We start from the raw sequence: 17,628 nt of genomic DNA, 5'->3' as shown, positions 1-17,628 counted from the left end.
TCATTGCTCGATGCCGGTGGCCGTGACCAGCACCGGGTAATGCCGCAGGCCCAGGCGTTCGGCCAGATCGTCGGCGGACATCGGCGACAGATTCAGGCCGGGCGCGATTGCACGCAGTTGTGCCAGCGCCTGGGCCGTCTCGACATTGACCACCAGGCCCCAGGCGTTGCGTTGGCGCAGCGTGTCGGCGTGCTGACGCAACCAGGCTTGAGAGGTCGCATCGTCACCGACCAGGAAGAATGGTTGCAGTCCGGGGGCCTCGATGACGCGGCGGGCAACCGTTCCCGGCGTGAGCCTGGCACTGCGCACCGGCAGCATGGCCGTCTCATCGACAGCGGCGGTTGGTGCCTCGGGAATGACGATGGAGGGGAGTGGCTGACTCGTGGCGCGCGGCTGCAGGTCGAGCGCTTCGTAGTACGGCAGCGCGGAAGCGCCGCCCCGGTCTTCCACCACGATCAGGGGCGGCGTGGCACGCACCGCGCTCATCGGCACGGTGGCGAGCATTACGACAAGAAGGCCGTGCGTGGCCCGGATGGATGAGGTCATCGGCTGTTCTCCTGGCGGGGCGCGTGTGCGGCGGTCTGTTGCGGGCCGAGCACGCGCTGGAGGTATTGTGAAACGCTGCGCCGGTAACGCGCCGCGGGCGCGCCGCCAGCCGGTCGGTGGTAACGCCCGACCGCCAGCAGCCAGTCTTCGCCGGGGGTGTGCTGCTCTTTCAGGATGTCGGCGGCGATGCGCAGGTTGTCGTAGGGGTCGAGCAGATCGCAGGGCTGGCGGTAGCGGTGCTGCTGGTAGCCGAGGTTGATCTGGCCCAAGCCCACGTCGATGCGCGTGGGGGGCACCTCGCGCAGCGCCTGGCGCACGCCCGCACAAGCCTGCGCGCGCGTGGCGTAGCGGCGCGACTGGCCGGCGACATTGAGCGACCAGGGCCACGGCACGATGCGATCGTCCCGGCGCACGCCGCTTTCCTGCAGCGCCACGGCATAGAGCACCGTCGAAGGAATGCCGGCGCGCTGGGCCGCCAACTGGTAGGCGGGCGGCGGAATTTCCTGGGCCTGGACTGGCCCGGTCGCCAGCGCGGCGGCCAGCAGCACGCGCAGCGGCCACGTCGGCATCAGGGCTGGCGCTGCCATTGGCCGTTCACCTGACGCACCACCGCGGGCAGTTCACCGGGCAAACCCAGCGCCAGCCAGCGGCCACCGTCGTGGTTGAGCGTGATCGAGCCGCTGCGCACGCGCGCCGGATCGATCTGCGCGCGCTGGGCCCACTCGCGGATGCGCGCGTCGTCCTGGCGGCTGCCGACCATGTACAGGTCGAACTCGGCGTTCGCCGTCTGCAGACGCTGCACGACCTGGGCACACGGCGCGCAGCCGTCCCGGACGAACACGGCGGTACGACCGCTGCCGGTCATCGCACTGCCGCCCGGCAGCGCATCGGGCAGATTCACCCGCTGGGCGTCGGGATGCAGGCGTTGCCAGGCTTCGTCGTAGGCTCGTTGATACGCCAGCAACTTTTCCACGCGGCGCGCTTCGACCTGCACTTGCAGTTCGGCATAGCGCCGTCGCTCCTCGTCGGAGCGGGCTTCGATGCCGAGTGCGGTCAGCGGGTCGAGGTTGGGTGAATGGATGCCCAGCGGCCCTTCCATCAGTTCGCGGTAGCGTCCCCATTCGTCGCCGCGCAGCCCCCAGTCCCGCGCCAGGCGTTCATCGCGTGCCTGATCGATCTGGCTCGGCGTGACACGGGAAGACTGTGCGGGTGTGCTCTGGGTGGCGGGCTGCTGCGCGAAGGCCGGTGCGTTCAGCGCGGCCAACAGGAACAGCATGGAAAGTGCGCGACGTTGCATGGCGCCTCCCGATCAAGGAATCGCCAGCCGGCGCGTCTGGTCGCCGGCCTGGAACACGGCGGTGTTGCCGTCGATGGTCTGCAACTGCCAGCGCCCGGCATGCTCGCCGGGAAGCAGCACCTGGATCTGCCCGGCCGAGAGCGGGTCGGTGGCGGGGGCGATGGAAACGGCGCGCTGCCCGGCGCGCAGTTCCGCACCGATCAAGCGGAAGGGAAACGGCACCTGTGCCGGTGCCGTCGTCGTCGCCCTGGCGGGACGCGGCGCTGCGGGCGTGCGCGCGGCGGTCTGGCGCTGTGCCTTGAGCTGCTCGACCTCGCTGTGCAGTGTCTGCAGGGCCGCCTCGGTGGCGTAGCCGGCCAGCGACTGTTCGAGACGGGCGATGTCGGCTTCGAGGCGCTGGCGGGTGTCCTGCAAAGCTTCCTGCAAAGCTGCCGTGGTCGCCGCTTCGGGGCGGGCTTGCAGCGTCTGTACGTCGTCGGCGAATTCGGCGAGCCGGCCTTCGAGCACCTGCAGTTGGCGTAAGGCCGAATCAACTTGACTCTGACCGGCCAGGTCGCCCGCAACGCGGAAGTTGACGAGCACCAGTGCGCTGAGTCCGACCATCCAGGCCCACAGCAGCAGGTACAGCACGAAGGCCGCGCGCGAACGCGACGCATGGGCCACTGCGCTCATGGCTGGCCTCCGTCGACGATGGGAAAGGTCTGCACCGGCGCGGCCAGTGGCGTGTCGGTCTCGGGATCTGCGGAGGGCTCGCCGGCAGGAACGAAGCAGATCTGGCGCGCCCTGTCATCGACCTGTACATCCCAGGCCGGCCCGGCGAGCGTGAGCAGTGCGTCGCGCAGCGTCATCGGCCCCAGATACAGGTGCGCCGCCGGCAGCGGCAGCGAATACAGCTCGATCACCGCATGGGCGTTCTCGCAAAGCTGGTAGCCGCTGCGCTGGAGTGCGTGGCGCAGGCCGTCGCCCACCGTCGCTCTGGCATCCGCTGGCATCGCCACGTCGATGACCTGCAGCAGCAGGTCACGCTGGGCCGCGGTGGGAACAAGCTCCACGAGCGTGTAGCGGCCATAGCGCACCACCGGAATCAGTTCAGGTGACTGCGGCGCTGTGTCGGCTTCCTCGACAAGAGGATCAACGGGCGGTGCGGCGGTGGTGGCGCAGCCGCCGCTCAACACAGCGGTGATCAGCAGGCCGCTGCCGGTCAGGCGCCGTAGAAGTTGGGTTGCTGGCATGGTTCGGCTCTCGATGGCGATGAGCCGATACCTTCGCCGGGCAGACCGAATCGTTCAGCAAAGAATACGAAAGAGTCTTGGATCGCTTTGTTCGCGGGTGTAGGTTGGAAGTATGAGTCTTCGGAGGTTGAGTCAGCGCAGGCTTGTAGGGAAGGCGGTGAATAACTAACGGTGTTGCCGACGATGGGCTGATATTATTCGTAAGACATATTGCAGGGGGTGTGCATGCGGATCTCACGCGTTAGGCTGATCAATTTCGCCAATTTTTCGGATGTTGATATAAAGACTGGCGATAGCATCGTTATCGTTGGTGAGAATAAAGTCGGAAAAAGTAACTTCATTCGTGGATTACAGCTGATTCTCGACCCAGGATTGTCCGAGCGTGACCGGCAATTGAGCATAGAGCACTTCTGGGATGGCCTGGTTGAAGACAAGATCGGTAAAATCATCGAAGTCTCGGTGGACTTGACCGACTTCACTGATAACCCGCGGTTGATGGCTCATCTCAACGATTGTGTGATTGATCCAGGCCCACCCATGACGGCCCGTCTCACCTATCGCTTCCAGCCCAAAGCCGGACTGGGACGCGCTCCGGAATCGTTGAAAGACTATGAGTATGTGATCTTTGGTGGTAACGACCCCGAAATGCACGTCGGTAGTGCGTTTCGCCGCATGTTGCCAATAGACGTCCAGGTGGCACTGCGTGATGCTGAGAAGGATCTCGCGAGTTGGCGCAATTCACCATTGAGACCCCTCATCGAAGATCTTGCCGAGTCGTTGGACGAAGACGCCCGTGAGGAGATTCAAAATCAGGTTGACGACGCACAGCGGGAACTAGCTGGCCACGCCCAAGTGGTTGCGACGGCGAACCGGATCAGCGAGCGGTTGATCTCCATTGCTGGTGAGCAGCATGCTGTGCCTGTGTCGCTTGGACTCGCTCCAACTCGGGTGGATGCGCTGCTTCGCAGCTTGCGATTGTTAATTGACAATGGAATTCGCGGCGTCGGTGACGCTAGTCTGGGAACCGCGAACCTGATCTTCCTGGCATTGAAGAGCCTCGAACTCGACCGCCTCGTGTCTGACGGAGAACGTGACCATACATTCTTTGTGGTTGAGGAGCCCGAAGCGCACCTGCACCCGCACGTTCAGCGCCTTGTCTATCGTTATTTCCTTGGCACCGGAGGGGATGAAAACGAGGAAGATGCTCCGCTAACAACGATCCTTACAACTCACTCCCCACACATTGCAAGCGTTACGCCGATTAGATCCATCGTTCTGCTACGTCATGACGTGGGGGCAGGCAAGACTGTCGCCGTTTCAACTGCGAATGCGCCGTTCACACAGAGGGATGAAGAAGATCTACAGCGCTACATTGATGTCACGCGTGGCGAGATTTTCTTTTCTCGGGGGGTCATTCTGGTCGAAGGCGACGCAGAGCGTTTCCTGGTCCCCGCGTTCGCTGAGGCGCTTGATATCCACCTCGATATGCTTGGGATTACCGTGTGCTCGGTTGGCGGAACTAACTTCACGCCGTATGTGAAGCTCCTAGGCCCTGAAGGACTGGATATTCCTCATGTCATCCTGACGGACTATGATCCGGTCAATGGCAAGGCTCCGCTGGTTCGCCGGCGACTGATCAATCTTCTTGACGTGGTTGAAGACGAGTACGACCACTCGGAGATGGAGACAGATGACGTAATTGAGCTTGCCGAGGAGTTCGGATACTTCGTGAACGAGAACACACTGGAAACGGAGTTGTTCGCCGGTGGGTTGGCTGAGTCGATGCGGGATGTAATTCAGCAGGAATTGCCGCAACTGAGGCAAGCAACCCGAGAAGCATTGCAGCAGTGGGTGGATGACTTAGACCAGGTCGATGAAGAACGGCTGCTGAAGCTTATCGAAAGAATCGGAAAGGGACGATTCGCTCAGGCCCTTGCACGCTCAGTGTCCGAGGATACTTGCCCGCACTACATCCGTTCCGCGCTGGAGCATATCCGCAATGCCGTCGCGTAGTTTCAGCACAGCCTACCTGGCCCAGGCTGCCGAGCTGGCCGGAAATCCTGGTCAGTTGGCGGCGTACAACTCCCAGGGACATTGCGTGGTGCTCGCCGGCCCTGGAAGCGGAAAAACCAAGACGCTTGTGCTGAAGCTGGCTCGCATCTTGGCCGAAGACGTGCAGGCACCGCGTGGTGCTGCGTGCATCACCTACAGTCAAGAGTGCGCACGCGAATTAACCCGTCGGCTTGAAATGTTGGGGCTGCGGGAGGCGCCAAACCTGTTCATCGGCACCGTCCACGGATTCTGCCTACGCCATCTGTTGATGCCATATGGACGCTTAGCTGATCTACCGATTCAGTTTCCCCTCTCAGTGGCATCCCAGCGAGTGAGTGATCGTTTGATCAGGCAGTCCGGAGACGAGCTCTTTGGGGCCAACCATCCTTACAAAGCTATCGATCTTGGACGGCATCGCCGATCCGTACTGAACCGAAACAGCGTTGCCTGGCGTAGCGAGGAAGAACTTGCCGCCTGGGCCGAAGCCTACGAGGCGGCACTGCGCCAAGGGGGGCTGATCGACTACGACGACATGGTGGTCTATGGCCAGCGCCTGATCGCTGAGCATGATTGGGTACTGCCTCTGGTGCAGGCGAAATTTCCGGTGCTGGCGGTAGATGAATATCAGGATTTGGGGGTTGCACTCCATCGCATCGTCAAGCGCCTGGCTTTTGATGGTGGCGTGCGCTTGTTCGCAGTCGGTGATGCAGACCAGTCGATCTACGGTTTCACAGGGGCCGATGGCGCGTTGCTCATGGAGCTAGCTGAGCGTGAAGACATCGAGCCGGTCAGACTTCAATTGAATTATCGCTCAGGGGCAGGCATTGTCAGCGCTTCAGAAATGGCGTTGGGTGAGGATCGTGGCTATCGGGCGAACGACCCGACCCGTCAGGCGACTATCGAGTTTGTGCTGTGCCCTGATGGGCTCGCAGATCAGGCCGCACACGCCGTCGCGCAGATCATTCCGGTGGCCTTGGACTCCAAGCCAGGACGAACGCTGGGCGATATCGCAATCTTGTATACGGACTATCGCGCAGGCGATATTGTGGCCAAGGCCGTGGCAGCCGGCGGTTTCGATTATATCCGCGTGGACACCGCCGCGCCTTACCGTAAAGTTGCCTTGACGAGTTGGGTAGAAGACTGCGCCGCATGGTGTGCGGGTGGCTGGCGTATCGCGCGTCCGCAACTGCGTGGATTGATCGACCGTTATCTCGCATTTCATCGAGCGAACTTGGACGATGCGCAGGCTCGACGCGAGGGGCAGGAGCTAACCGCTCTGTTGTGGGCGTTGCGCGCCGATCAGCAGTCCGCACGTGATTTTGTCGCATCACTGCGCAACGGCATCTTGGATCGTCTGTTGGTTGCTGAATCGTCGCTTGCCGATCAGAAGGAACAACTGGATCGCATGACGGCGGCGCTTGCCGAAGGTGGCGCGCTGGCTACGCTGGACATTGCGAGTCTGGGCGGACGTGATGGTTCGCCGGATCACCTGAACCTGCTGACACTTCATTCCGCTAAGGGATGCGAGTACGACGTGGTCATTATGGTCGGTCTCGACTATGGGAGTTTGCCATGGCGAAAACTGAGTCCAGAGAAGTTGCGCGAGAGTCGCCGGCTGTTCTATGTGGGACTCACACGCGCCCGCGACGAGGTTCACATGCTGTACTCGGGATTCGTTGAAGGGCGCTATGGTCCGATGCGCCATGGGCGCTCACCATTCCTGGATGAATTAGAGGCACGAATGCGTGCTGCGAACCTCTGAGCGACTATATAAGGGTTGGGGCTGTATCAGAATCGCATGGGCTCCGGATGAGTTAATACCGGTTCTTAACTAAATATCTGCCGCGCGCTGGGCTGCGGCACGTTCGCGCGCAAGTTGGGCGGCACGAGACATCGCATCTAGGTTGTCGATGCACCAAAGACCATCTACGCAAAGAAAGCGATCACTAAGCACTGCTTCGAGTAAATCCGGAAGACTGGCGGTGAAAAATCCAGCACCTGTGATCGTGGTGGTCGGCTCCAACTCGAGCATTGCTATAGGCACATCTGCGAGACATGGGCCGAAGTGCCCGGCTGGAGGGAATTTTCCTCCGAACTCGGTCCGCAGTCGCTCCTTGCTCATGCTCCTCGTGAGAGTGCTGTATCTCTCTTGTCTTAGCAACCAAAGCGCCTTGATGCCCTCGGCCCGATATTTCTTTTGCCGGGTACGGTAGTCACGCAGCGACTGATATGACCTTTGGATCTCGATAGCCAACTTGGCCTCGCCACGCTCGCCCCAGACATCGGCTTTCCAGCGGCTGGTTTCGCTGCTCCCTGGAACCTCAACCGAGGCTCGGCAACCAAGATCCTCCAAAACGCTGCGCACCAGTATCTTGGCCGCGAGGTGCCACTGGCTTTCTTCGGAAGTGCTGCAGGCACCGCTTAGATGCGCGAAGAAAGGATGGCCATTGGCACTGATCTTGGGGACGGCTGGAGCATTGCAGCATGGCATTAGCAGATCGCCGACGTGATAGTTCCGTTGCAGCCCCAGCCACTGGGCCTGCGACATGCGCAGTGCATTCGCGACGCCAGTGCCATTCGCGTAGGCTGCTTCGATCACCATGACCATCATGCCCCTCGAGATCTGCGTATGTCCGCCCAGTTTAACGACCCCGACGCTGGGCGTCATGGCGACGATTGAAGGTACTGTGCAGGAATAAAAAAAGCCGGCGCCCAGAGGGACGCCGGCATGAACGAGAGTATCAGGCCGCGACGAGTTGCCGGGCCAGGGCGACCTCGATCGAATCGCCGTCCTGGTTGAGCACATCCAGCCCCGATTCCGGGACGTCGCCGGAGGTGCTCTGCGATACCAGGATCTTCTTCGCCATCAGGGCCAAGCACGTCATCTGCGACGTGGCCGCATACCCCAGGTAGATCACCTTCACATGCTGCTTCTGGCCGATCCGCCATGACCGGCGCGCGGCTTGTTGCAACGTGTAGATGTTCCACCCCGACTGCATGAACACAATCGTGGGGAACTCCAGCAAATCCAGGCCGGTTTTCACCAGTTCCGGATTCGTGATGAGGACGTCGATCCCGCGATCGAGCTGCTCGGCAATCCAGTCTTCGCGGCGAGAGGCATCCACGCTTGCGCGCAGTACCGCCACCCGAAAACCCTCTTGCTCCAGCAACATCTTCAAACGGCTGGTGGTATCGCGCGTGCCGGTGTAGACGGAGTACACCAGGGTCTTACGACCCGCGGCTTTCTCCTCGCGGCAGATGTCGATCAGCTCACGCTCTTTCGGCATGATCTCCAGCTCGTTGAACTGGGCCGGTGTGAAGGCCAGGACCTGGCGCGTACGCGGGTGGCGCACGGTTTCTGCCCGGAAGCAGCAGTCGGACCACGCCAACAGCACATTGAGGACTACGCCCAGCAAGGTGGTATCCCGCTTGCGCAGGGCCTCCTTGAGTTCCGCCGTCAGGCTGGCGGCCAGATTGCGGTAGGCGTCGGCCTGCCCGGCATCCATGGCGACCTCCCGGAACTCTTCGTCATACGGCGGCAGCACGCCGCCGATGTCTCTGAGCTTGAGGAAGATCGTGTACGGCAGCACGCAGCGCAGTACGCCTTTCGGCCCGAACCCGGGTGCCTTGACCGTTCTGACGGTGATCTTCGAGCCTTTGGCGGTCTTGTGGGCCGGCCCGTTGCTCTCGGAATAGATGTCCTTGAGGACACCATGGTCCCTCATAAACGCCATGGCAGCGGCATTCATGCTGCCGCTGGCGCTCGGGCGGTAACCATCTTCGATCATCCTCGCGGGCAAGGCCCGGAACAGCAAATGAAAGAGATCGTCTGCATAGCCCCCCATGAGGGTACCGGTTAGCAGTACGGTCTTGCGTGCCTTGGCTGCGATGACGCCCATCGCCTGGCCCTGCGCCGATCCACCCGTTTTGTATTCATGGGCTTCATCTGCGATGAGCAAGTCGAAGGTGCTTTGCGGCAGATACCGCTTCACATATTCCGAGGGCTGATAGCCGCCTTCTCCGAAGCCGAACTCCATTGAGGACATGGCGCGTTCCATGCGCTGCGCCTGCCGGTCGGAAAACACCAACTCCCCGCGCTCGTCCATCAGGTTGATGAAGTTGTGCAGGTTGTCGCCGAGCATCGACGCCAGGAACGAATCGCCGAAGGTCTTCATCAGCTTGTTGGCCGTGGCCTCGCCGATGGTCGGGATTCTCTTCAGCGCACGCAGCACCGCCGAGGACTGATCACTGCCCGACAGGCTACGTGGCCGCATCAGCGTCCAGAGTGCGCCGTCGCAGACATGGCACTTGCGGCGGGTTTCTTCCGCCTCCAGCTCCAGAGCACTGACCGGCTCGCCGTCGAGATCAGTGACCATCGTCCCGCAGTGCGGGCAGGCGCCGACCATGCCGTAACGGGTGCGTTTGCGGACGAAGGCGGGCTTCCAGTGGAATCCCATCCGCATTCTGACCCTGCCGATGATGAAGAACTCCTGCCCTTCGGCCGGCACGTTCAACTGCTCGCGCAGCTTGATCAACTTGAGCAATGTGTCCGGGCCGTTGAGCACCCAGACTTTCGCACCGGCGACGGTTTCGAGGATCTCGCGCCGCCATTTGTAGACTAGATGGGGCGGGCTGAGGACGAGCGTGCGGCGATAGCCTTCCGCGTTGAGCACCGCCCCTAGCGCGATGCCGACGGTGGTTTTTCCCGTCCCCATCTCGCCATTGACGATGGCCGCGCGCTCGCCCTGATTGACGAGCAGTTCGGCGGCCGCATGGACGACCTCGGCCTGGGCGGGGAACAGCTGCCGCTTGAGGCTGGCGAGGACGAGCTGGCGGTTGGCGCGCGGCACACCGTTGTAAACGGGCGGGTTGGCCCGGTTGAGGGAGTCGAGTAACTCATCCCCAAACTCGGTGACGAAATCCTGCAGGCTGAAAGACAGATCGCTTTCGCTGTCCGCAGGGTTGAACAGATCGCCCGTGGCGGGCATGGAAGGTGCGGCGGGGGCCGCTTCGAGTTGCATGGTCATGGTGATGCTCCAAAAAAATGGGGCATGCACCGCCCCCAGGGGCGATGTATGCCCCTGGGGGTGAAGGTGGGTGGACGGCGCGCAGCCGCCCGGAAATCAATACTCGCTGGGTAACAACAGCGTCGTGACGCTGCGGTCCCACTCAGTGATGATCCAGAGTTTCAGATCGGGATCGACCTGGTACGAAGAGAGCAACCGGGCCTCGCCCGATGCCAGCGCGGCATCGTTCGATCGCCGATCGTCCTCGTCGAGGTCGCCCCAGTCGCCGCTGAGGTGGCGGCGAAGGTACGGGCTCGGGTTGAGCCGTCCCTGTTCGACCAGATTGGCCACGCCGACGGTCATGACCGTCGCACCCGGCGAGAAGCGCAGATTGGGGGCCGCGCTGATGGACATTACAGTTGCCATGGTGATAGCTCCTTCGATGAAAGAAAGGGCCATGGCGTCCCCATCGGGGCGACATGACCCCGGTGGGTGGATGAAATGGGCTGGTGCTAGATCGAGGACTGCTCTTCGGGCAGTTGGACCACGGTGGTGCGGTGATCCTCGCTGGTCATCACGATCAGCAGCAGCTGCGGCGTGATCCTGTAGCGAGAGATCATGGGATTGTCCTGGTCGAGTGCCACATCATTGACCTGGCGGGTGGTCTCGTCGACATCGCCCCAATCGCCTCGCACATGGCGCTGCACATAAGGCAAGGGATCGATGAGGCCTTTGCTGGCCAACCAGTGCACCTTCTCGCTCAGCCTCAGCGAACCGAGGGCGAACAACGGACGGGCTTGCGGCTCGCGCCGCGCGAACAAACGCGAAAGCATGGGAGTTCTCCTTCTGGTGGATGAATGAAGCAAGGCGGCGAGCCGCCCGATGCGATCAGTGGATGGTGAGAATCCGGCCGAGGGTGGCCGAGTCCGGGGACAAGTCCCAGGCACGAATCACGGGGACAAACTTGTCGGTGAGGATGCGTGTCTCTGCGATTGAACCGTCATCGCGCTCGCGATATTCGGTGGTCGTCGCCTTCTGCTTGTAGGTGTCGCCTTTCACGGCCAGGGTGCGGCCGTTCTTCGACTGCACGACACCGGAGATCGCGCCGGCCGCGAGGGCCAGTGCCAGGTGCCACTGGGACAATGCGCGCGCCGGGCGGCGCAAGGACTGCTGGGCGGCGCCCAGATGGGTCTCGAACGACGGCCACAGGCCATGCAGGCGCTGCACTTCGTCGGCGAACTGCGCCGGCTCCATGCTCAGACGGTAGAAATGCTCCGGCTCGTGCTGGGCGACAGGGACGGCATACGGAAGCGATGGCCACGCGGGTGGCAGTTCCTCCGCTTCCAGGTCGCCTTGCCCGATCTGCAACAGGCGAGCACGGACGTTCTTGACCTCATCGCCCACCAGCTCGCGCTGGCGGACCCGGCGACCGAACACGACCACCTGCTTGAACTGCGTATCCACCGCTCGGTAGATGCGCAGATCGGCAAAGTGCCGCGTGAGCCAACCGACCAGTTCCTGGTCAAGCACGTAGTGCGGGACGATGAAAACCAAGATGCCGTCGTACTGCAGCAGTTGCAGCGTGCGCTGATAGAACAGCTTTTCCAGCCGTGCGCGGCCCTTGCCTTCGTAGCCGATGTTGCCGTTCGCATCCTTGGACAGATCCCCGTATGGCGGGTTGAGCCACAGCAAACCGAAGCTCTGGCGTGCGATCAAGGTGTCCATGAGGTCGCCCTGGATGCAGTGATCGACGAGCAGACGCGCATGGTTGGCGCGCTCCGGGTCGAACTCCACCGCATAGGCGGTGACCTGGTCACGCCCGAGGGCATGCGCAGCCTCCGCGATGGCGACGCCTTCGCCTGCACAAGGATCGAGAATGCACATCGGCCCGTCGCCGGGCGCCAGTGCGCTGAGCGCTCTTTCGAGCGTGGGCTCGTCGGTCGGAAAATATCCAGCCTTGATGAAGTTGCGGGCGAGCCGCGGGAACATGAGTGCCATAAGAAATCTCCTGTAGCGGGGATGAAGGAAAGCGGGTGCGTGTCGGTCACACGCACCTGCCGTGGGTCAGGCCACCGCTTCCAGCGACCGTTGGGTGGTCGCCGGCTGCGGGAGCGGATGGGCGGTCAGTACGCCCTGGCGGATCAGGCTGCCCAGCGCTTCGGTGAGCGCTGGCACGTCCAGCCCCAGACGAAATCCACGCAGCGGCCCGAGGGCCGTCGGCAGGTCGCGGAGCATGTCGCGGTCTCGCAGCAGTGCCAGCACCGTCCCTTGCCAGTGATCCAGCAAGGGCAGCGGGCACGTCTCCTTGACGAGCAGCCAGAGGCGCGACGTAGGATCGGCCGCCGCGCGCGGCAACAGTGCGAGCGCGCTGGTGGTGGCCTTGTCCGGCCGGATGCAGCGCCGATCGAACAGCCAGAGATTGACGAGCGACCCGAACAGGGTGCGGCGATAGCTGCGGGTCAAGCGCTTTTCCAGACGCTCGACCGAGGGAACGAACACGGGCACGGAGCCGCCCTGGTCGGTGATGAGATGGAACTGGTCCAGTCCATCCTCGTCGCGGCCCAAGGTGAGCCGGGCGAGAAACTGCTGGATCGCGGTGTCCCGCGCCCAGACCGACAGAAAGACCAGATCGCCGTCTTCGCCGCAGACGCAGGCATCGGCCATCACGTCGCCGCATTCGTCGATGCGGTACAGCAGCTGTGGGGATGAAGATGCAGACATGGTGGAGTCCTCAATGAGTGAGGGGCACCACCACCCGCAGGGGCAGTGAATGCCCCGTTAGGGATGAAAGAACGCGGACTACTCAGAGTTCACGTTCGGTGAACGAACCGTCGGCCTGATGCTTGACTACGCGGTTGCCGACATTCCTTTCAGCGTCGTGCTGGACCTCGATGAACAGGCTTTCCGGCACAAGGATCTGAAAATGACGCAAGACCTCACGGTAGTAGTCCAGGTCATGGTTGAACGGATCGCTCTCGTGCAGATTGCTGTACAAGAAGTCGTCGCTCTCGACCTTCATGGTGTCGTCGATCAACTCGGTTGGCTTCTCGATGACCAAGAAGAAGTAGTTCATCGGCCGATCCCAGCCGAGTAGTACGGTGACGGAAAATCCTTTGTGAAATGTGTCGAAGTAGTGCCGACTCATGGTGAAGCTCCTCGATTGAAATAGCCGGGAACCTCCCCATCGGGGCTGCCCCGGCGGGTGGATGAAATGCCGCGGATGCGGCAGGACGATCAGGCAGCCTGCGGTTCGAGTTGCAGGTTCCATTGCTGGGCCGTGGCGTCGAAGGCATAGCCCAACTGGTTGAGCCGCGCGATCTGCAGACGCAGGGTGCGGCGATCGATGGTCGAGTCAAGTTTCACCGACTCTTCCAACGGCCAGAGAATGCCGAACAGCGCCGCGTCGTCGCTCTCGGGACTATCCGAAGCGGCCACGGTGGCGGACGGCGTATCGACGCCGAATGGCGTGGTATCGACCAGCGGGTCCTTCGATGCCTGCACGGGCGCAGGCTCCGGCTTGGACCGGGACTTGGATTTCTCGGCTGTTGCCGGCGTTGTCGCCGGTGGCGTGCCCAGCTCTTCATCGAGCGGATCGACGTCCTGTGCGGCGAAGGCGCGAGCCTCGGCCTTGCTCAGCTTGTCGATGCCCGACAGGGTCATGCCGTCCAGGTTGGCGCGGATTTCAAAGCGCATGCCATCGCCAACCGGATAGGCCTTCGGATAGATGTAGCGGATGACGAACTCACCGTCGTACTTCCCTTCGGGGTACTGCTCCAGTTCCGGGTCTTTCACATGGAACAGTCCAAGGCGGGTCGTGAGGCGACCGACCGTGAACCGACCGTTGCGGCCCGGGATGGTGCGGATGGCGAGTTGGCCGCGGACGATGAGGGGCGGATCGGATTGAACGGCTGCTGTAGCCATGGCATATCTCCTTGTGATGAATGGAACCGTCTTGCGCGGCGCGCAACGGGTCAGGAAGAAAATGGACCCGCCCTGACGGGCGAGGTCCGAGTAGTGGCTCAGGACTTCAACTGGCGCATGCCTTCGGCGAGCATCCAGAGGGCGCGGTTCAGGCGCAGGTTCTGATCGATACCCTGTACAGGGCGGGTACGCTGGCGGCGGCCGTTCGCAGTGCGTCCGGTCAGCCCTCCCTTGACGAGGTTTTCCTGGACGCGGTTGAAGATCGACCAGAGGTCGCTCTTGCGATCGTCCCAGCGTCTGGGAACCAACAACTGACTCTCCGTGACAGGCGCGGGCTTGTCCGGATCGTCGTACTTGAGCGCCAGGGCCGAACGGGCGAAAACGTCGTCCTCCCCAGCCTCCAGCGTGATCGCGCGCATGCTCTCGCGCGCTTCCTGCACCCGCTCGAAGCCTTTCAGGACTTCGTAGGCACCTTCGATGACCTGGCCCGCGACATCGCCCTTGTGAGGCACGCGGATGTCCGCGAACGTGTCGCCGCAGACCAGCCCGTTCTGGCAGACGAATCGAAACTGACCTGCCAGCATCTGATAGCTGCTGGTGCCATCGTGCGAGTTCAACAAGATGATCTCGTTGGCTTCGTCGCCATTGATCTGGCTGGCGTGGCGAAGGCGGATCAGGTGTTTGGTGTACTCGCGGCGGTCCTCGTTGCGGACACGTGTTTGGCACACCATGAAGGGCAGGAATCCCTCCTGACGAAGTTCCGACAGCACGGTGGCCGTCGGGATGTAGCTGTACCGCTGGGAACGGCTTTCGTGCGGTGTTTCCGCAAAGATCGACGGCACCACGGCGCGAATCTGGTCGTCCAACAGAGGACGGTCCGAGCGCAGTACCGGTGAGCGCGGTGCGAAACGGGATGCGAGAGACATGGCATTCTCCTGGGATTGTTATGCAGCCGAATCCGCACGGTGCGGAACGGACTGCGGGGATGAAAAGACGAACGCCCACGCGCCACGTCAGTGGCCTGCAGGCAGGTTGGGGATAAGAAGCAAGACCCCGGAATGGGGCCTTGCGGGGGTGGATCAGAAGGAAGCCGCGAGTGCGGGTTCCTCGGCCTCGGGTGCCGGCACGGGTTCGTCCTGAACGGACTCGGCGGTCGGCGCCTCGACGGTGCCATCGGCGGTATCCGCATCCTCGGTCGCCGCAGCGTCCTCGGAAACGGGCGCCGGTGCGGCGGCCGGAAAGACCTGCTGGCCATCGATCTTGATCAGGCCGATGTGGATCAGCTTGGATTCCAGGCTCGCCGCCGGTTCGCCGGCACGCTCGCCCTTGGTGCGGAGGTACGCATCGGCCTTCATGTCGTTGAGACGGAAGGCGATCAGCACCTTGCGCTCGGCCTCGATGGCCTGTACGCAGCGGCGCACCAGATGCTGGGCGTCCGCAGTGGCGACGATGGTGTTGATGTACCGGTAATCCGGCTCATCGACCGGGCCGGCCAGCGCCCCGATGGAGCACGACAGGAACGGATCGCCATCCTTCGGCGTAACCTCGCGCGGACGGTTGAGATAACCGATACCCCGGGTGATCAGCTCGTACTGCTCGATCTGCGCCAGTTCGGCACGATCGATCAGTTCGGCTTTCAACAGTCGGCCCTTGAGACTGGCCGCCGGCTGATTCTTGCGGTCGCCGCTGGTGCGCATGAAGGCATCGCCCCAGAGATCGCCGATCCGGAACTTGACCAGCGGACGCTGCCTCGGGTCATCGACGCCGATGTAACTCTCGACCAATTTCTTGGCGTCGGCACCGGAGACTTTGACGTCGAAGTAGCGGGTGACGGGGTCTTTGGCGGACCCGACGAGTGCGGCGACAGTGCAAGCCAGGAACGGCTGCGCACGGCGGCCACCACGGACAGGAACCTCCCGGACACGCTGCAAGCGGGCGTAGCCCTCGGTGTGAAGATCGAAGTAGCTCTTCGCGTTGGAAGTCGTATTGGTCATGGTGAATCTCCAATGGGAATGAAGCGGAGACACACCGGACCCGACTGCGCGGGGGGTGCGTAACCCCGCGGTGGGTTGATAAGGCGAATGGACTAGGAAGGTGCATCCACCACCGGCAAGCCGATGGTCGTTCGCACGGAGGGATGCGTTGCGAACTGGCTCGGTCACGCGGCGGGTGCCGCGCCGCAACCTCGAAGACCGATGGTTGCCTGGCATGTCGCTGACAACGTCAGCAAGCATGGGGCAAGCCTCACACCGCGCGGCTTCGCACACCATCGGGAATGAGTACTGTCGCCTGACCGCATTCAATCGCCGCAATAGCAGCCGATGGTCTCTTCGGCAGGGTCGGACAGGTCGTCCTGGCGTTCGGTAAAACAGGCCAGCTAAGTGCGCACTCGCGGCGGAACCGGGGGGCTGAGGCAGGTTCAGTGTTCTGCCGACACGGTCATGAGATATTTCCCAGCAGATAGGCACAGCCCCGGAAGCTGGCGCGAGGCCAGTTTCCGGGGCAAGTGCCGTGGTGGATGAATGCTCCGACAAGGCGGTGCGGAAAGGACGAAATGCCGCCGACGGACTCAGCCGCTTCGCGCAGTCATGCGGATACCGCCCGCGGCTTGCGCCGTGCGGGCTTCTGCACGGTGCTGACGCGAATCTGGCGCCAACTGCCATCGTCGATCAGGCGTTCCAACGTGTTGCCGAGGTCATCGAAGAACACCTCATCCACGCGCTCCACCAGCTCACCGTCGCGGTGCAGTTCCACCGCATAGAGATCGTCGCCTCGTTCGTACAGCACGGTGACGCGCCCCTGGAACTTCGCCGTGACCACGTTGAAACTGATGGCCGGCGGCGTGGCGATGATGTCCTTGGGCAGTGGATCGACCCAAGTGAAGTCGCACGCGCCAGCATCGACCAACAGGTGCGTGATGCGCCGGTAGCCGTCGGGCGCCGGCAGCGTTTCCAACTGCTCGATGAGTTGCTGCAGTTCCAGGCAGCGCGGCTGCGGGACCGGCAGTTTCGCCGGAGCCGAACCGAGCACGAACGTCTGCAGCTTGTAGGGCTGGCCGTCGTGGGTGTACTCGGTGCGTTCCTCGGGGGTATCCGCTCGCAAGCCGTCGAAGCGGCGTCTGGCATAAGGCTCGACCTGTACCTTGGCACCTTCGTCGGGTTCCTCGGTCACGCGCGACCGGTCGAGCACCATGAACTGGGTGCGTCCGGTCTTGACGACAATGGCCTCGTCTGTGCTCGCGATGACCTTGCCTTCAAAAGGCTTGGGATCGATATGGAAGCCCATCGTCGATACCTTGGGCTCACCGTCGAAGATGACGAACTTGAAGCCGCGGGCATTGGACGGCACATGGCCGGAAACCAGCGTCGGGAGTTGTTGACGAATGAGTTGATGGTCCATGGGAAATCTCCAGAAAAAAGGGACTTCCCGGCCACAGGGGGCGGGTTGTCCCAAGTGGGTGGATTGGATGGACGCGGTGCGTCCAGAAGAGGATGAAAGCCAGCACGCGATCGGCATGCCGCGGTCTCGATGGCCTTGACCGCCTGGGATGTTGCCGGCTACGCCAGCGAACATG

At 62.5% G+C, this 17,628-nt stretch carries 18 protein-coding genes; 2 read left to right on the top strand and 16 right to left on the bottom strand.

Annotated elements, in window-relative coordinates; translation table 11 throughout:
* From NH344_RS00235 to NH344_RS00215, 5 genes are read right to left on the bottom strand one after another with little or no spacing between them, the layout of a single operon-like run.
* Complete coding sequence (locus tag NH344_RS00235) at positions 1-546, bottom strand: integrating conjugative element protein (RefSeq protein WP_015879485.1); 546 nt, start codon at positions 544-546, stop codon at positions 1-3.
* Positions 543-1,133, bottom strand: a complete 591-nt coding sequence (locus tag NH344_RS00230; RefSeq protein ID WP_015879484.1) for a transglycosylase SLT domain-containing protein — start codon at positions 1,131-1,133, stop codon at positions 543-545. Before NH344_RS00230 ends, NH344_RS00235 begins: the two co-directional genes overlap by 4 nt.
* On the bottom strand, positions 1,115-1,843 hold the full coding sequence (locus NH344_RS00225) for a TIGR03759 family integrating conjugative element protein (RefSeq protein WP_015879483.1): 729 nt from the start codon (positions 1,841-1,843) through the stop codon (positions 1,115-1,117). Before NH344_RS00225 ends, NH344_RS00230 begins: the two co-directional genes overlap by 19 nt.
* A 12-nt stretch (positions 1,844-1,855) precedes the next feature.
* The gene (locus NH344_RS00220) at positions 1,856-2,515 is read right to left on the bottom strand and encodes a hypothetical protein (RefSeq protein WP_015879482.1); all 660 of its coding nucleotides are present in this window, start codon (positions 2,513-2,515) and stop codon (positions 1,856-1,858) included.
* Positions 2,512-3,075, bottom strand: a complete 564-nt coding sequence (locus NH344_RS00215) for a PilL N-terminal domain-containing protein (protein WP_015879481.1) — start codon at positions 3,073-3,075, stop codon at positions 2,512-2,514. The genes NH344_RS00220 and NH344_RS00215 overlap by 4 nt, the downstream gene beginning before the upstream one ends.
* A gap of 225 nt (positions 3,076-3,300) precedes the next feature.
* On the opposite strand from NH344_RS00215, the gene NH344_RS00210 reads away from it, so the two are divergent.
* Positions 3,301-5,088: an AAA family ATPase gene (locus NH344_RS00210; protein ID WP_015879480.1), complete on the top strand. Its 1,788-nt coding sequence runs from the start codon at positions 3,301-3,303 to the stop codon at positions 5,086-5,088.
* Positions 5,075-6,889 (top strand): ATP-dependent helicase, encoded by a 1,815-nt coding sequence (locus NH344_RS00205; RefSeq protein ID WP_015879479.1) that lies wholly within the window; start codon positions 5,075-5,077, stop codon positions 6,887-6,889. Before NH344_RS00210 ends, NH344_RS00205 begins: the two co-directional genes overlap by 14 nt.
* Before the next feature lie 69 nt (positions 6,890-6,958).
* Here the strand turns inward: NH344_RS00205 and NH344_RS00200 are convergent, their stop codons facing one another.
* The 11 genes from NH344_RS00200 to NH344_RS00150 all read right to left on the bottom strand — a co-directional run bounded on the left by NH344_RS00200 (position 6,959) and on the right by NH344_RS00150 (position 17,453).
* Positions 6,959-7,738, bottom strand: a complete 780-nt coding sequence (locus NH344_RS00200) for a competence protein CoiA family protein (RefSeq protein WP_232068225.1) — start codon at positions 7,736-7,738, stop codon at positions 6,959-6,961.
* A 130-nt stretch (positions 7,739-7,868) separates the two neighbouring features.
* Positions 7,869-10,154 (bottom strand): helicase-related protein, encoded by a 2,286-nt coding sequence (locus NH344_RS00195; protein ID WP_165794830.1) that lies wholly within the window; start codon positions 10,152-10,154, stop codon positions 7,869-7,871.
* A gap of 96 nt (positions 10,155-10,250) precedes the next feature.
* Complete coding sequence (locus NH344_RS00190) at positions 10,251-10,559, bottom strand: hypothetical protein (protein WP_106763505.1); 309 nt, start codon at positions 10,557-10,559, stop codon at positions 10,251-10,253.
* Between the two features lie 86 nt (positions 10,560-10,645).
* Positions 10,646-10,966 carry a hypothetical protein gene (locus NH344_RS00185; protein ID WP_015879475.1) on the bottom strand — a complete coding sequence of 107 codons (321 nt, stop codon included), beginning with the start codon at positions 10,964-10,966 and terminating at the stop codon, positions 10,646-10,648.
* A 55-nt stretch (positions 10,967-11,021) separates the two neighbouring features.
* On the bottom strand, positions 11,022-12,131 hold the full coding sequence (locus NH344_RS00180) for a DUF6094 domain-containing protein (RefSeq protein ID WP_172515616.1): 1,110 nt from the start codon (positions 12,129-12,131) through the stop codon (positions 11,022-11,024).
* A 66-nt stretch (positions 12,132-12,197) separates the two neighbouring features.
* The gene (locus tag NH344_RS00175) at positions 12,198-12,854 is read right to left on the bottom strand and encodes a hypothetical protein (protein WP_106763503.1); all 657 of its coding nucleotides are present in this window, start codon (positions 12,852-12,854) and stop codon (positions 12,198-12,200) included.
* A gap of 82 nt (positions 12,855-12,936) precedes the next feature.
* Positions 12,937-13,278, bottom strand: coding sequence for a hypothetical protein (locus NH344_RS00170; RefSeq protein WP_106763501.1), 342 nt, complete (start codon positions 13,276-13,278; stop codon positions 12,937-12,939).
* Positions 13,279-13,367: 89 nt separating this feature from the next.
* Positions 13,368-14,054, bottom strand: a complete 687-nt coding sequence (locus NH344_RS00165; protein WP_058167136.1) for a DUF3275 family protein — start codon at positions 14,052-14,054, stop codon at positions 13,368-13,370.
* A 98-nt stretch (positions 14,055-14,152) separates the two neighbouring features.
* Positions 14,153-14,980: a DUF932 domain-containing protein gene (locus NH344_RS00160; protein WP_003296474.1), complete on the bottom strand. Its 828-nt coding sequence runs from the start codon at positions 14,978-14,980 to the stop codon at positions 14,153-14,155.
* Positions 14,981-15,133: 153 nt separating this feature from the next.
* The gene (locus NH344_RS00155) at positions 15,134-16,048 is read right to left on the bottom strand and encodes a DUF3577 domain-containing protein (protein WP_033947817.1); all 915 of its coding nucleotides are present in this window, start codon (positions 16,046-16,048) and stop codon (positions 15,134-15,136) included.
* Positions 16,049-16,640: 592 nt separating this feature from the next.
* Positions 16,641-17,453 (bottom strand): hypothetical protein, encoded by an 813-nt coding sequence (locus NH344_RS00150; RefSeq protein WP_003296462.1) that lies wholly within the window; start codon positions 17,451-17,453, stop codon positions 16,641-16,643.
* Positions 17,454-17,628 lie beyond the last annotated feature (175 nt).

It is taken from the genome of Halomonas sp. Ps84H-12 (genome assembly GCF_024124725.1).
GTDB classification, from domain to species: Bacteria; Pseudomonadota; Gammaproteobacteria; order Pseudomonadales; family Halomonadaceae; genus Vreelandella; species Vreelandella aquamarina.
This window is presented reverse-complemented; position numbering and strand designations above follow the sequence as displayed.